Source organism: Bradyrhizobium sp. SZCCHNR1053 (assembly GCF_032381235.1).
Lineage (GTDB): Bacteria > Pseudomonadota > Alphaproteobacteria > Rhizobiales > Xanthobacteraceae > Bradyrhizobium.
Genome location: NZ_JAUHJM010000001.1, coordinates 80,036 through 93,572 on the forward strand (window position 1 = coordinate 80,036; position 13,537 = coordinate 93,572).

The 13,537-nt window shown below is 66.2% G+C and carries 13 protein-coding genes; 6 read left to right on the forward strand and 7 right to left on the reverse strand.

Annotated features, from left to right (window positions below; all coding sequences use genetic code 11):
• Nucleotides 1–129: 129 nt before the first annotated feature.
• Nucleotides 130–2,448, reverse strand: a complete 2,319-nt coding sequence (locus tag QX051_RS00425; RefSeq protein ID WP_315774616.1) for a CHASE3 domain-containing protein — start codon at nucleotides 2,446–2,448, stop codon at nucleotides 130–132.
• A 455-nt stretch (nucleotides 2,449–2,903) separates the two neighbouring features.
• Entirely contained in the window at nucleotides 2,904–3,569 is a 666-nt protein-coding gene (locus tag QX051_RS00430) for a BA14K family protein (RefSeq protein WP_315774617.1), read from the reverse strand.
• A gap of 162 nt (nucleotides 3,570–3,731) precedes the next feature.
• On the opposite strand from QX051_RS00430, the gene QX051_RS00435 reads away from it, so the two are divergent.
• Entirely contained in the window at nucleotides 3,732–4,142 is a 411-nt protein-coding gene (locus QX051_RS00435) for an NADH:ubiquinone oxidoreductase subunit NDUFA12 (RefSeq protein WP_315738307.1), read from the forward strand.
• 90 nt (nucleotides 4,143–4,232) lie between these two features.
• Here the strand turns inward: QX051_RS00435 and QX051_RS00440 are convergent, their stop codons facing one another.
• Nucleotides 4,233–4,931: a DJ-1/PfpI family protein gene (locus QX051_RS00440; RefSeq protein ID WP_315737753.1), complete on the reverse strand. Its 699-nt coding sequence runs from the start codon at nucleotides 4,929–4,931 to the stop codon at nucleotides 4,233–4,235.
• A gap of 172 nt (nucleotides 4,932–5,103) precedes the next feature.
• On the opposite strand from QX051_RS00440, the gene QX051_RS00445 reads away from it, so the two are divergent.
• The 5 genes from QX051_RS00445 to QX051_RS00465 all read left to right on the forward strand — a co-directional run bounded on the left by QX051_RS00445 (nucleotide 5,104) and on the right by QX051_RS00465 (nucleotide 9,337).
• Nucleotides 5,104–6,045 carry a GlxA family transcriptional regulator gene (locus QX051_RS00445; RefSeq protein ID WP_315774618.1) on the forward strand — a complete coding sequence of 314 codons (942 nt, stop codon included), beginning with the start codon at nucleotides 5,104–5,106 and terminating at the stop codon, nucleotides 6,043–6,045.
• A gap of 72 nt (nucleotides 6,046–6,117) precedes the next feature.
• On the forward strand, nucleotides 6,118–6,447 hold the full coding sequence (locus tag QX051_RS00450) for a hypothetical protein (protein WP_315774619.1): 330 nt from the start codon (nucleotides 6,118–6,120) through the stop codon (nucleotides 6,445–6,447).
• Between the two features lie 158 nt (nucleotides 6,448–6,605).
• Entirely contained in the window at nucleotides 6,606–7,364 is a 759-nt protein-coding gene (locus tag QX051_RS00455; RefSeq protein WP_315774620.1) for an SDR family NAD(P)-dependent oxidoreductase, read from the forward strand.
• Between the two features lie 22 nt (nucleotides 7,365–7,386).
• Complete coding sequence (locus tag QX051_RS00460) at nucleotides 7,387–8,637, forward strand: FAD-dependent oxidoreductase (protein ID WP_315737757.1); 1,251 nt, start codon at nucleotides 7,387–7,389, stop codon at nucleotides 8,635–8,637.
• Between the two features lie 31 nt (nucleotides 8,638–8,668).
• Nucleotides 8,669–9,337, forward strand: coding sequence for an amino acid ABC transporter permease (locus QX051_RS00465; RefSeq protein ID WP_315755635.1), 669 nt, complete (start codon nucleotides 8,669–8,671; stop codon nucleotides 9,335–9,337).
• A 127-nt stretch (nucleotides 9,338–9,464) separates the two neighbouring features.
• Here QX051_RS00465 and QX051_RS00470 read toward each other — a convergent pair whose 3' ends face one another.
• The 4 genes from QX051_RS00470 to QX051_RS00485 all read right to left on the reverse strand — a co-directional run bounded on the left by QX051_RS00470 (nucleotide 9,465) and on the right by QX051_RS00485 (nucleotide 13,531).
• Nucleotides 9,465–10,343 (reverse strand): transporter substrate-binding domain-containing protein, encoded by an 879-nt coding sequence (locus tag QX051_RS00470; protein WP_315737759.1) that lies wholly within the window; start codon nucleotides 10,341–10,343, stop codon nucleotides 9,465–9,467.
• 133 nt (nucleotides 10,344–10,476) lie between these two features.
• Nucleotides 10,477–11,490, reverse strand: a complete 1,014-nt coding sequence (locus QX051_RS00475) for a Na+-dependent transporter (RefSeq protein ID WP_315775293.1) — start codon at nucleotides 11,488–11,490, stop codon at nucleotides 10,477–10,479.
• Between the two features lie 102 nt (nucleotides 11,491–11,592).
• Nucleotides 11,593–12,657, reverse strand: coding sequence for a ketopantoate reductase family protein (locus QX051_RS00480; protein ID WP_315755634.1), 1,065 nt, complete (start codon nucleotides 12,655–12,657; stop codon nucleotides 11,593–11,595).
• A 262-nt stretch (nucleotides 12,658–12,919) separates the two neighbouring features.
• The gene (locus QX051_RS00485) at nucleotides 12,920–13,531 is read right to left on the reverse strand and encodes a YitT family protein (protein ID WP_315774621.1); all 612 of its coding nucleotides are present in this window, start codon (nucleotides 13,529–13,531) and stop codon (nucleotides 12,920–12,922) included.
• Between the last annotated feature and the right edge of the window lie 6 nt (nucleotides 13,532–13,537).

The following is a 13,537-nucleotide window of genomic DNA, read 5'->3' on the forward strand; positions in this document are numbered from 1 at the left end:
TCGGTCAGCCAATGTCGTGAGTTGTAAGCAGCGCGTCGCGTCCTGCCAATTGCATGGGGTAGGTTTCCATCGGAATTTGTGGCGCCGAGCTCCGTGATGATTGCAGTTCCAATCCGCGCGATGGTCAAGTCAGGAGAAGTGAGCGCGCGTCGGCGCGTCCTCGGAAAAGGCGTTCTCGGCCAAGGCATCATCGGCCAAGGCGTCCGCGGCGGCGCCGGCCAGCGCGAGCCGCACCATCTTGGCGAGCTCCGACTTGCGATAGGGCTTGGTGAGCAGCAGCGCCGCCTGGTCGAGGCGGCCGTGCTCGACCATCGCATTGTCGGTATAGCCGGACGTGTACAGCACCTTGGTGCCGGGCCGCTGCCGCAGCGCCTCCTCGGCGAGCTCCTTGCCGTTGACGCCGCCGGGCATGATGACGTCGGTGAAGAGGAGATCGAAGCTTTGGCCGGAGTCGATCTTGGCCAGCGCCTCGACCCCGGTCGATGCGGTGATGGTCTTGTAGCCGAGGCTCTGCAACTGCGTGACGACGAAATCCTGCACCAGTGGATCGTCCTCGACGATGAAGATCGTCTCCTCGCCGCGCGGCGGCGGCGGCTCGGGCGGAGCGGGGCTCGCAGCCTGTCCCTTGGGTGTGGGGATGTAGAGCCGGATCGTGGTGCCCCGTCCTTCCTCGCTGTAGATCTTGATGTGGCCGCCGGATTGCTTGACGAAGCCGTAGACCATGCTGAGACCGAGGCCGGAGCCCTTGCTGGCTTCCTTCGTCGTGAAGAAGGGCTCGAAGGCGCGGTCGCGGACCTCCGGCGACATGCCAGTACCCGTGTCGCTGACGGCGACCATGACATAGGATCCGGGCGTCACGCCGGCGTTGGCTGAGGCATAGGCCTCATCGAGCTCCACCCGGCGCGATTCCAGCAGCAGCTTGCCGCCATTGGGCATCGCGTCGCGGGCGTTGATCGCCATGTTGACCAGCGAGTTGGCGAGCTGCGCCGAGTCGATATGCGTGATCAGCGTCTCCTCTTCGAGGATCGAGTTGATCTCGATCTGCTCGCCAAGCGTCGGACGCAGCAGCTTTGCGATGTCGAGGATCGTGCTGTTGACGTCGCTGTCGCGCGGATGCAGCGGCTGCTTGCGGGCGAAGGCGAGCAGATGCCGGATCAGCTCGGTGCAGCGGTCTGCCGCCTGTCCGATCAGCGCGGCGGTCGCCGCGGCTGCGGGGCGGTCTTTCACCTCGTCGGCCAGCGTCTCGATGGTGCCGGTAATGATCGTCAGCATGTTGTTGAAGTCGTGTGCGACGCCGCCGGTGAGCTTGCCGATCGCATCGAGCTTCTGCGCCTGCTGCAGCAGCCGCTCGGTCTCGTGCGCCGTAGTGATGTCGTGATAGACCATCGCCGCGCCGGTAATGCCGCCGGCGGCGTCGCGCAGCGGGCGGCCGGAGATCATCAGCCGCAGCGTCTCGTCCCGGTCGGGCCGGTAGACGATCAGCTCGCGGCGGTCGAAGCTCTCACCCCGCAAGGCTCGCGGCGTCGGCAGGTCGTGCGCTGCGACCGGCGTCACGCCGTCGCTTTCGTAGACGCGGAGGTGCGCGCGGACGTCGGTCAGATTCTTTCCCGGGCTGTAGCCGAGCAGATGTTCGACCGCGGGGTTCGAGAATACCACGGTGTCCGCGGCATCGATGACGAGCACGCCCTCCGCCATGCTGTTGAACGTGCTTTGCAGGATGTCGGCGGAATGGCGCAGCCTCTCATGGGCGGCGATCAAGTCGAGATGCTGCTGCTCGGCCTTTTCCGCCAGCGAGATGGCCTCGGCTTCGGAGCGGACCAGGGACGCGCGCAGCGCACGATCGTGCAGATACGTCCGCCGGATGAGGTAGAAGGCGATGATCAGCAGCAGCGCGAGGCCGCACAGGTCGATCGTGAGCAGCAGCGATCCGGTGGCCTTCGACGTCATCGAACGCTGCGTCAGCAGCTTGCGCTGATCGGCAACGAAACGGTCGAGATGGGCCGTGATCTCGCTCATGGTCGCCGGGCCTTCGGCGCGGCTTCTGAGCGCTTCGAGCCCCGCACGATCCGAGGCGGCGCGCAACCGGATCAGCTCCGCAGCGAGCTCGACCCTGCGGGCAATCAGGGCTTCGGTCTCGGTCAGAAGCTCCAGTGGTTCGGGATTGTCGGCCACGGCGCGCCGCAGCTCGGCCATGGCGACCGGGATTCTCGTGCTGACATCGGCAAACTCCGTCCTGAACTGATCGTCAGCGATGAGCGCGTAGCCGCGAGAGGTCGCTTCCGCTTCGCGGAGCAGCAGGCGCAGATCGGAGGTCTTCTGCAGGATGTCGAGCGAGGAATTCACCCAGGCCGCGTCGTGGCGCGACTTGATGTCGAGCGCCGTGGACGCAGCGCCGATCGCCAGCAGCGTTCCAAGACCGAGCCCCAATGCGAGGCGCTGATAGGTCATCTGCGTTTCTCAATCATCGACATGTCCGCCAGCTGGGCCGGGGATCACCGCGGCCAGCCACATGCATCCGAGTTGCGATGCAGCTGCGTCCAAGCAGTGAAGATATGTCGGCAAGGCGCGCCTCCTTGTTCGAAGTTCCTGGCGCGTTCGCGGGCGGCAGGCCCAAGCCGCTCACCCGCGGCGTTTGCACTGCGCGAGTCCCGCGAAAATCCATGTGCCCATCGAGAGATATCAACCCAGCCTGCGAAACGGCCCGTACGGGCAGAATCACGAGCTCAAACGATATTGGACCGGAACGGGCGGATCATCTGCATGTCGCGGGGCACATTTTGGAATATGGGCGAAAATCAGCCTGCAACGTGGCGCTTCAGACACAGAACAAACAACAATGCGGCGCGAAAAAGGCGGCGAGCATGGCCTCGCCGCCTTATTGTCGCAGCTACTACGTCAGACTCTTACGGGCATGGATGGCGAAAACCGTCATAGCCGAGATAGGTTCCCGAAGCCGGATCATACGAGCGGTACCGGCGTGCGCAATAGCTCGGGTCGACGCCTTCGGTTCCGATGACGGCGACAGGCGCGGAGTCGTCATAGTACGAGTAGTCGGAGTAATAGTCGGGCCCGTAATAATACGGATCATTGTAGTAGGCATAGCTGCTACCCAATCCGATCCCGACGCCAACGCCGACACCCGGCCAGAAGCCGCCGCCGCGGCGATGCCAGCCGCCACGGTGACCGCCCTGCCAGCCGCCGCCACTCCAATTGCCGCCGCTCCAGTTGCCGCGGCCGCCACCAGTGTTGACGGCGACGTTGGCGCCGGCCGCCGGGCCGCGACCCGCCAGGGCTGCGCCGCCAACGGCTGCGCGTCCGGCGAAGCTGCCGCCGCTCATGCCGCCGCCACCCGGGCCGGCCGCAAAGCCGCCGCGTCCGCCGGCGCCGCCGCCGCCACCACCGATAGCCGCGCCACCGCCACCGCCCCCGCCACCGCCGATGGCGGCACCACCACCGCCCGGACCACGACCGCCGCCGCCGGGACCCTGGGCAAAGCTCGTCGTCGCTGCCGCCAGCGGCAGAATCAGCGCCACTGCCGCCGCAGTGCTCCATGTCTTCAGTCTGGTCATCGCTATCGCTCCATCAGGGGAAAATGACCTAACCGCAGGCCGCGGATGTCGTTCCCCGCCGCGAACCGATACATCGTCGCGGGCGGAGGCGGTGCAACACTGGACAAGATGCGGGCGGGGTGGCATCAGAGCCGGGACCTTCACAGAACCGGCCCCAAGCCCATGAAACAGTTCTTTCTCAAGCTCTTCACGTGGTGGAACGGCCAGACTTTCGGCACGCAATTGTGGACCTGGCGGTTCGGCGAGCTCGTGGGGCAGGATGCACAAGGCAACCGCTATTACCGGACCGCCGGCGGCAAGATCGATCCGGTGCTGCATTTCGAGCGCAGGTGGGTGATCTACAACGGCCTGGCCGAAGCCAGCCGCATTCCGCCCGAATGGCACGCCTGGATGCATCACATGGTCGACGTGCCGCCGACTCAGGACAGCTACAAGCCGCGCGAGTGGGAAAAGCCGCATCAGCCGAACCTGACGGGGACTGCTCTGGCGTATCGCCCGGCCGGCTCGACCTTGGCCAGCGGTCGCAGGCCAAAGGCCACCGGTGATTATCAGCCCTGGACTCCTGGCAGCTGATTCGATTTCGTTCAAGATGATCCGATCGGAAGAGGCCGTCCCCAGCTCCGGGCGGCCTCTTTTTGCTTTCGGGAGCCTGCCAAGCCTGCGCTACGTCGGGTTGGTCCTGAGGGCGGCCGCCGCATGCTCCGCCGCCGCAATCCGCCGCTTCCGGGAAGGTGCGATCCGCTCCAGCATGCGTGACACCACTTCGGGCGGTGCCGTGTCGGGGGAACCGGCGGTGAAAGGGGGCGCCGGATTATATTCGAGCCGGAGCTGGATCGCCTCCGCCGTCTGACGATCGACCAACTGCGCCACCAGGGTCAGCGCGAAGTCGATGCCGGCCGTGACGCCGCCGCCGGTGATCCGGTTGCGGTCGATGCAGACGCGCTCGGTGCTGACGGTCGCGCCGAACAGCGGCAGGCACTCGCGCGCGCTCCAATGGGTCGCCGCGCGATAGCCATCCAGCAGGCCGGCGGCGCCGAGCGCGAGCGAGCCTGTGCAGACCGACGTGACGTACCTGGCCTTTTCGGCCAGGCGGCGGATGAAGCCGATGACCTCGTCGTCATCGAGGATGGCGTCGACGCCGAAGCCGCCGGGAACGCAGATCACGTCCGCCTGCGGACAGTCGGCGAAGGTCGTGGTCGGCATCAGAGTGAGAACCGAGTCTGTCGGAATGGGCTCGATCCTCTTCCACGCCAGATGTAGCGTCGCGCCGGGCACGCTGGAGAACACCTGCACCGGACCGGTGAGATCGAGCTGGGTCAGATGTGGAAACAGGACGAGAGCGATCGAGAGCGGTTGGGCCATGGCGGTGCTCGCAGGTCTGGTGCTTGACGGCCGTCATTCTGCATGGTCCGCTGGATGGCTGATATGCCAAAGTTCCCTCGTTTCCGGACAGACTTGGGATTTCACACCTGGGCACTCAGACTTGGGATCTCAGGCTTGGGACCTCAGACTTGAGATCACGGAGCCATCCACCATGATCGGCGTGCTCATCTATCCCGATTTTCAGTTGCTCGACGCCGCCGGGCCGATCTCGGTGTTCGAGATCGCTTCGCGCTATGCGCGCGCCGCGCCATCGATCAGGGTCGTCGCTGCCACGCCCGGACCCGTGCGGTCGTCGTCGGGGGCCGAGATGTTGGCGCGCAAATTCGGTCCGGTGTCGGCGCTGACCACGCTGCTGATCGCCGGCGGCGAGGGCGTCGAAGCGGCGAGCCGCAACGCATGCACGCTGAACTTCGTCCGTAAGGTCGCGCAGCGCGGCACTCGTCTTGCCAGCATCTGCTCCGGCGCCTTCATGCTGGCCGAAGCGGGCCTGCTGGACGGGCGGCGCGCGACGACGCATTGGCAGCGCACGCGGCAGTTCCTGCGCGCCTACCCCCATGTGAAGCTCGAGCCTGACAGCATCTATGTCCGCGACGGCAATGTCTGGAGCTCGGCTGGGATCACTGCCGGCATCGATCTCGCGCTTGCCATGGTCGCCGACGACCACGGCGAGGAGATCGCGCAGAAGACGGCACGGCAGCTCGTGCTATATCATCGCCGCAGCGGTGGGCAGTCGCAGTTCTCCTCGCTGCTGGAGCTGAAGGCGCCGAGCGGCCGTTTTGCGGATCTGCTCACCTGGGCGCGGGAGCACCTCTATGCCCCGCTGACCCTCGACGATCTCGCCGAGCGTGCCGGCATGAGCACGCGGCATTTCACCCGCGCCTTCGTCGCCGAGACCGGCACCACGCCGTCGAAGGCGATCGAGCGTCTGCGGCTGGAAGTGGCGCGCGATCGGGTGCAGGCCTCGCATCAGCCGATCGAGCTGGTGGCGGAAGCGACCGGCTTTCGCGATCCTGAGCGGATGCGTCGCGCCTTCATTCGCGCCTTCGGTCAGCCGCCGCAGGCCCTGCGGCGCGCGGCACGCGTCACCACCTGACCTGCATCAGTGGACGAGGAGCCGCGGGCAGAGATCCTCGTCGGCAATTGAAACAATTTAAAGTTGTGTCACATGCAGGAAACGCTCATAGTGAGCGCATTGCCACTGTTCATGGAGGATACGATGCGCGTATTGCTTTACCTGATTTTATTCGTTGCTGCCGCGGTCGGCGGTCTCGACAGCGCTTTTGCGGCGAAGGCCGAACTCACCGGAATGTGCGTCTGCAAGAAGGGCGGCAGCGTGCTGAGCACCTATAGCGAGACGCAATGTGTGAAGAACGATCATGCGGGCTGCACGTCGGTGAAGGTGGCCTGCGTGAACGCCAATGCCGCCGCATGCCGCACGGCCGGCGGCACGATCTCCCAGTCGACCAAGACGTGCAGCGTCGGCGCCAAATGCTGAGCAACTGATTTTATCAGCTTCGCTCGGACGGTTCGGAACGTCTGAGGTAATAGGCAGTCCCGCGCGGCGGACATCGGCGCATGTCCGTCCGCGTGTTGGCATCGGCAGGTCCGGGACCTATAGTCCGCCCCGCGAAACGAGGGGCAGACCAGGGCGCGATGCGTGTCACCATCATCACCGGCAGCGGGGCCGGCATCGGCGCTGCCGTGGCGCGCCGCCTGGCCGCGCCGGGGCAGGCCGTGATGCTGCACGGGCAGGGGGCTGACGAAGCGGGTCTCGCGCGTCTGCGGGACGTCGCCGCAGCGTGCCGGGAGGCCGGCGCCGACGCCGAGTTTCATTGCGGAGACCTGGCCAGGCAGGGCGTTGCCACCGGTTTGGCGACTGCGGCACGAACGCGTTTCGGCCGGATCGACGCGGTGGTGCATGCCGCTGGCTTTGCCGACCGCCGCAGCTTTCGCGATCTGCCGCGCGACGGACTCGACCGCTCGCTCGCAGTGATGCCGGCGGCCTTTCATGAGCTTGCCAGCGCCGCGCTCCCCGACCTCGTGCAGAGCACGCATGCGCGCGTGGTCGCGATCTCCAGCTTCGTCGCGCACCGCTTCGTGCCGGGCGGCACCTTCCCGGCCTCGGCCGCCGCCAAGGCGGCGCTGGAGGCGCTGGTGAAATGTCTGGCCATCGAGCTGGCTGCGTGCGGCGGCACGGCGAATGTCGTCGTGCCCGGCTATACGCGCAAGGATGCGGGACGGCTCGGCTCGCTCGATCCTGCCGCGTGGCAGACGGCGGCGTCTGCCAATCCGCAACAGCGCCTCGCCGAGCCCGACGACATCGCCGCGGCTGTCGCCTTCTTGCTGTCGAAAGATGCCGGCCACGTCACCGGCGCGGTGCTGCCGGTCGATGGCGGCCTGACCCTGATGTAAACGGCGGATGGATCGAGAGACGATGGAGCGTATGCAGCAGACAGCCGACGTGGTCGTGCTGGGAGCGGGGATCGTCGGCGTCTCCTCCGCCTACGCCATCCGGGAGCGTGGGTTCTCGGTGGTGCTGGTCGACCGCAAGGCGCCGGGCGAGGAGACATCGTATGGCAATGCCGGCATTCTCTCCTCCGGCTCGATCCTGCCGCTCAACAAGCCCTCGCTGTTCTCAGCGCTGCCGTCCTATCTCCGCAATCGGAGTACGGCCGTGCGCTGGGATCCATCGTGGACTCTGCGCAACCTCGAATGGGTGCTGCGCTTCCTCGCCAATGCCGTGGAGTCCCGCGTCAAGCCGCGCGCGACCGCGCTGCATGGCCTGATCGGCGCGTCGCTGACGCTGCATCGCGACTGGATCGTCCGATCTGGCGAGCCGCAGCGCATCCGTGAGACCGGCTGGCTGAAGGCGTGGCGCAGCGATGCGATCGCAGCCGCCAAGGCCGAGCAGGCGTTCCTGGCCGAATACGGCATCAAGAGCGAGCTGCTCGACCGCCAGGGCATCTCGGCGCTCGAGCCGAATTTGCTGCCGGTCTACAAGGTCGGCCTGCTGCATAGCCAGACGGCGTCGGTCGATTCGCCCGGCAACGTCACCAAGGCCTATGCGCGCATGTTCGAGGGCGCGGGCGGCGTGCTGCGCCAGTCCGAGATCAGGGCCTTGCTGGCCGACGGCGATGGCTGGCGCGTCGTGCTCGGCGACGGCGAGATCCGCGCCCGCCAGGTCGTGGTCGCGCTCGGGCCGTGGTCGCCGGACATTCTCAGGTCGCTCGGCTACCGCGTGCCGATGGCGTTCGAGCGCGGCTATCACCAGGAGTTCACACCCAATCCGGCGCGCATGCTGCACCGTCCGATCCACGACGCCGAAGGCAGCTTCCTGATGACGCCGATGGAGAACGGCGTGCGCGTCACCTCCGGCGTCGAGCTGACCGATCGAGATGCGCCGTCGAATTTCGCCCAGCTCGAACAGGTGGTGCCGCTGGCGCGCGGCGTGGTCGAGTTCGGCGAGGCCGTGGCCCAGCCCTGGCGCGGCGCGCGGCCGACCTTGCCGGACTCGCTGCCGATGATCGGGCCGGCGCCGCGCCATTCCGGCCTGTGGCTTGCATTCGGCAATCAGCACATCGGCTTCACCACGGGGCCGGCCACGGGCGCGGCGATCGCCGCGATGATCGCGGGCGAGACGCCGTCGTTCGACGCCTCCGCCTTTGCTCCGAGCCGGTATCTGTGAGGGGCCGCGACCGCGTCACGCCGGAGCTGCGATGAACTATACCTGGGATTTCGCCATCCTCGCCAAGTACAGCCATCTGTTCTGGGTGGGGCTCGGCTGGACCATGGCGTACACGCTCGGCACCATCCTGCTCGGCTCGGTGATCGGGCTCGTCGTCGGCATCGTCAGGCTGCGCCGTCCGGTCGTGATCGACTGGCTGCTGATCGGCTATATCGAGCTGTTCCGCTGCACGCCGCTGCTGGTGCAGATCATTTGGTTCTACTACGCATTCCCGGTGGTGATCGGCATCAACATTCCGGCGCATGTCGCCGCCGTCACCGTGCTGTCGCTCTATGCCGGGGCGTTCTATGCCGAGATCGTGCGCGGCAGCATCGAGAGCGTGCCGCGCGGGCAGTGGGATGCGGCACGCGCGCTCGGCTTGCGTCCGTGGCGGATGATGCGGCTCGTGATCCTGCCGCAGGCGCTGAAGCCGATGCTGGCACCTTATGTCAACCAGTCGGTGACGCAGTTGAAGAACACCTCGCTGGTGTCGGTGATCGCGGTGCCGGATCTCGTCTACAACGCGACGCTGATCAACGCCGACACCTACCGGCCGCTCGAGGTCTACACCATCATCGCGCTGATCTATTTCGCGATCCTGTTTCCGGCGACGCTGCTCGGCCGCCGCTTCGAGCGCGGCATGACGTACGACAAGGCGTGAGGCGATACATCATCGAATGCCTCCGTCATTGCGAGCGAAGCGTAGCAATCCAGGGCGGCACGCGCGGTCCTGGATTGCTTCGTCGCTGCGCTCCTCGCAATGACGCTAGGAGAGAGCGTGGCTTCGCTTAGATATTCACTTCGACCGGCACGTCCTCGGCCTTGACGCCGGCCAGCCCCAGGCCCTTGACGAACCATTCGCGCATCTGGCCGATGCCGCGGTTGTAGTCGATCCACACCGCGAGGAAGTCGCGCCAGCGCTTGTCGGCCTCGCGGCGCACGCCCATGCTGGAGGGGATCGCGACCGAGGGCGACTGCAGGATCTTGTAGGTGCCGAGATTGGGGTTCTTGGCGATTGCGGTGAGGCCCAGGATCAGCGCGTTGACGACGACGTCGACGCGGCCCGAGGCCATCTCCAGCATCACCTCGTCGCGCGACTTCAGCGACTTGATGGTCGCGTTCGGCGCAAAACGGCGCGCCACCGCCTCGTTGGCCGAGCCGACGTCGACGGCGATCTTCACTTCCGGCTTGTTGATGTCGGCCCAGGTCTTGGCCTCCATCCCCTTCTTCAGCATCGCGCCGAACGGATGCGGAAACACCGTGCCGCAGAAGTCGATGACCAGCGCGCGCTGCGGCGTCGGGTTGAGCGCGAAGCCAAGATCGATCTTGCCGGCCTGCAGGTCGAGCACCGAATTGCCGTAGGTCGACTCGACATATTCGAGCTTCACGTCGAGCAGCTTGGCGATGTCGTTGGCCATCTCGATCGAGAAGCCCGACCACGTGCCGGAGGCGAGGTCCTTGTTGAAATAGGGCAGCTCGCCCGGCAGCACGGCGATGCGCAGCACCTTGTTGGCGCGGACCCGGTCGAGCGTGTTGTCGGCCGCTTGCGCCGAGGCGGGCGTCGTCGTCATGGCGGACGCGAGCGCGGCACCGGATCCGATGGCGAGCGCGTAGCGCAGCGCATCGCGGCGGTCTTCGGAAATTTTCTGATCGTCTGACGTGGTCACATAATCCTCCTGCACCAACAGCCACGGAGCGTAGCGCCGGCCTTGCACGCCAGCAACAACCATGTCGGCCTTGATAGTAAGCGGCTGGCCGTCGCGTCATGCCGAAGCGGCCGCATGCCGTTGCTGCTTTGCCTCATTCCGATGCAGGGCTGGTCAAGCCGTGATCGGTCCCGCCAGATGGAAGCGCCTTCGGACGCAGGCGCTCGGCGAGCGGCCGCAGCAACTGCGGGGCAAGGTGAATCGGGAACTGGCTCATCGCGAAATACAGCCAGGTGGTGCCGGGGATCGCGCCCTCGGTCGCCGCCAGCATCAGCCCCATGTTGCGCAGCGATACCATCATGCCGAGCGCCATGGCGCGTTCGCGGCCCGCGCCGCGAAACAGCAGCATCGTGGTACCAAGCAACAGCAAGAACACGGTGAAGGCGAGCAGCGCTAGTCCCAGCATGCGGAACGGGCTCGCGGCCAGGTCGGCCAGGAAATGAGCCATGATGGCGGAGGCGAACACGAACAGGATGAGGACGTTGAAGCCGTCGATCGGCGCGCGATGGCGGCGGATCGTATCGATGCCGAAGGCAAGGCGGATCGCGGCGGCCGCAGCCAGCGCGCCCGCAAGGATGGCGGCGAGCTTCAGCCCGAGCGCGGCCGGAGACAGTGACAGCGTCTCGCCCAGGAACACATAGGCGAACAGCGGTGCCGTCAGCGGCACCAGCGCGGTCGAGGTCACCAGCGTGATGAGAACGAGTGTCGCGTCGAGCCCCATCAGCGCGGCGAGCGCGGGCGAGGCCATCATCGGCGAGGCCGTCCCCTGCAGCATCAGCGCGAGATACAGGTCGGGCGCTGTGGCATCGACGCCCGTGATGCGCCCGATCGAGCCGACCAGCGCCGGCACGGCGATCGTGGTCCAGGCCGTCGCGGCCACCACCAGCAGCGGGCGGCGCAGATGCGCTGTTAGCATCGCGACGTCGACGCGCATGAACGAGATGCAGAGCAGCAGGAAGATCGCGTGCGTGACGTAGGGTCGCGCCAGCTCGCCGAGCGGCGGCACGGCGATCGCCAGCAGCAGCACCGCGACGATGGCGCGGGTGCCCTGATTGCCGAGCCAGCTCAGGGCCTGCAGAGGAAAAGCGAGAGGCCCGAAGGATGGCATCTTCATTCCGAACGCTGTGAATCAATGAACGCGCGAACCATGCGTTGGCCGCGCGTTCATGCAAAGTCACATCTGGTTACGGACGATGTCGGCGCCTGCTCATCACTGCGCGCTGGAGCCGCCGACCACGATCTTCTCGTTGAGCTTGAAGTCGACGGTCTGCACCGTCTGGTCGATCTCGGCATTGGGCATGCCGAGCTGCTGCGAGATCAGCTTCACCAGAAGGTCGACGCGCTCGATGAACGGCGCGCCCGCGGCGACGGCCCGCGCGGCCGACGACGGCTTGAGCAGGCTCTCGGCCGCCTTGGCGTATTTTTCGAACGGCACCTGGTCGCTCGGATCTGCGCCGAGCTTGCGCGCGATGGCATCGACGTGCTCGTAGATCGATTTCGACTGGGCGAGATTGCCATGAACGGCATCACGGATGGCCTGCGGCTCACCGCGCGTGATGCAGCGATAGTTGCCGGTGAGCAGCATCGACCACTTCGCCAGCGGCACGAACAGCGAGTCGAACACCTTCAGCTTCACCGGCACGTCCTGGCCGTCGAGCCTGACCGCGTCGATGTCGCGCTCCAGCTCACGCAGCAGCGCATTGTGCTTTTCGTCCTCGAAGGCGGCGGCCTTGAAGTTGGTCGGCAGGCCGACATGCAGCACGTTGGCGGCTTCCTCCGGCGGACGGAAGGCCTGCGGATCCGGCGAGCACAGCGTGACCAGCCCGGGCGTGAAGCGTTCCCACACCGCGGGGTTGGTGTAGGCCTCGTCGAGGTCGACGTTGGCGAGCGCCGGGATGCGCTTGAGATAGGGCAGCGGCGGCATGTTCATGATCGACAGGCACGGCAGCCTGGCCTCGGCGATCTTCACCATCAGCACGCGAATGGTGTGGTTGGTGTATTGCGGTTCCTGCATCGCCAGGCCAACCAGGTCGTAGCGCGACAGGTCGACGCTATCCGGCGTGGCCGCGTCGAGCTTGCCCGGCAGGTCGCGCGAGAAGATCGAGCGATGCGCCGGCTCGTCGCGCAGCTTGATGCGGACCTCCGTGCCGTCGCGGTTGATCAGCTCGGCGGTCTTCTTGCGGCAGACCAGCGTCACGTTGTGGCCGGCCATCAGCAGCTTGGTGCCGAGGAGGGAGCCGTAGGAAGCCCCGAGAATCAGAATGTTGCGTGCCATACCTTGGTCGTCCCCAGAGATCGGTTCGAGATTTTGCGTTCGCGTTTCTTGTTGGCGATCCAGCCGCACCGAAGAGTCCGTCAGGCGCCCCGCAGGGGCGGACGGAGGCGGTAACCCATTGCCTCGGTTGCTGGCATACCAGAGCTTTCATCCCACGGAATGCGCCGTCTGGCAAGGTGCAGCGCACCCATGCGGCATCCGGCGCGTGTCACGGTGGGGGCTATCCGAGCGCAGATCGACCTTGCGGTTGGAGCTCGGCCGTTCAGCTCAGCGCCATGTAGCGCCCCGGCTTGTGGTTGATCGCGATGATGACGTTGACAATCACGATGCCGATGATCGACAGCGCCAGCCGGTTCACGGGGATGACGAAAAAGGCGGCGATCATGATCAGGACGTCGACCGCGAGCTGGAAGTAGCCGGCCCTGATCTTCCAGTGCTCCTGCAGATACAGCGCCAGGATGTTGATGCCGCCGAGGCCCGTGCGATGGCGGAACAGCATCAGCAGCCCTGTGCCGGTCAGGCCGGCGCCGATGATGGTGGCATAGATCGGCTCGATCCACGCAATCTCCACCCAGGACGTCGTCAGGCGCGAGAACAGCGCCACAAGCCCGACCGCCAGGAAGGTGCGGATCGTGAACGGCCAGCCCATGCGCTTCACGGCCAGCACGTAGAAGGGCAGGTTGAGCAGGAAGAAGCTGACGCCGAAGCCGTAGCCGCTGATATAGCTCAGCAGCAGCGACAGGCCGGCGGTGCTGCCGACCAGCAGCACCGTCTTGCTGTAGATGAGCATGCCCAGCGAGACGAACAGCGTGCCGAGCGTCAGGGCCATTGCGTCTTCGTAGAGCTTGTGCCGTTCCTGGACGATCTCGGTCACGCTGTC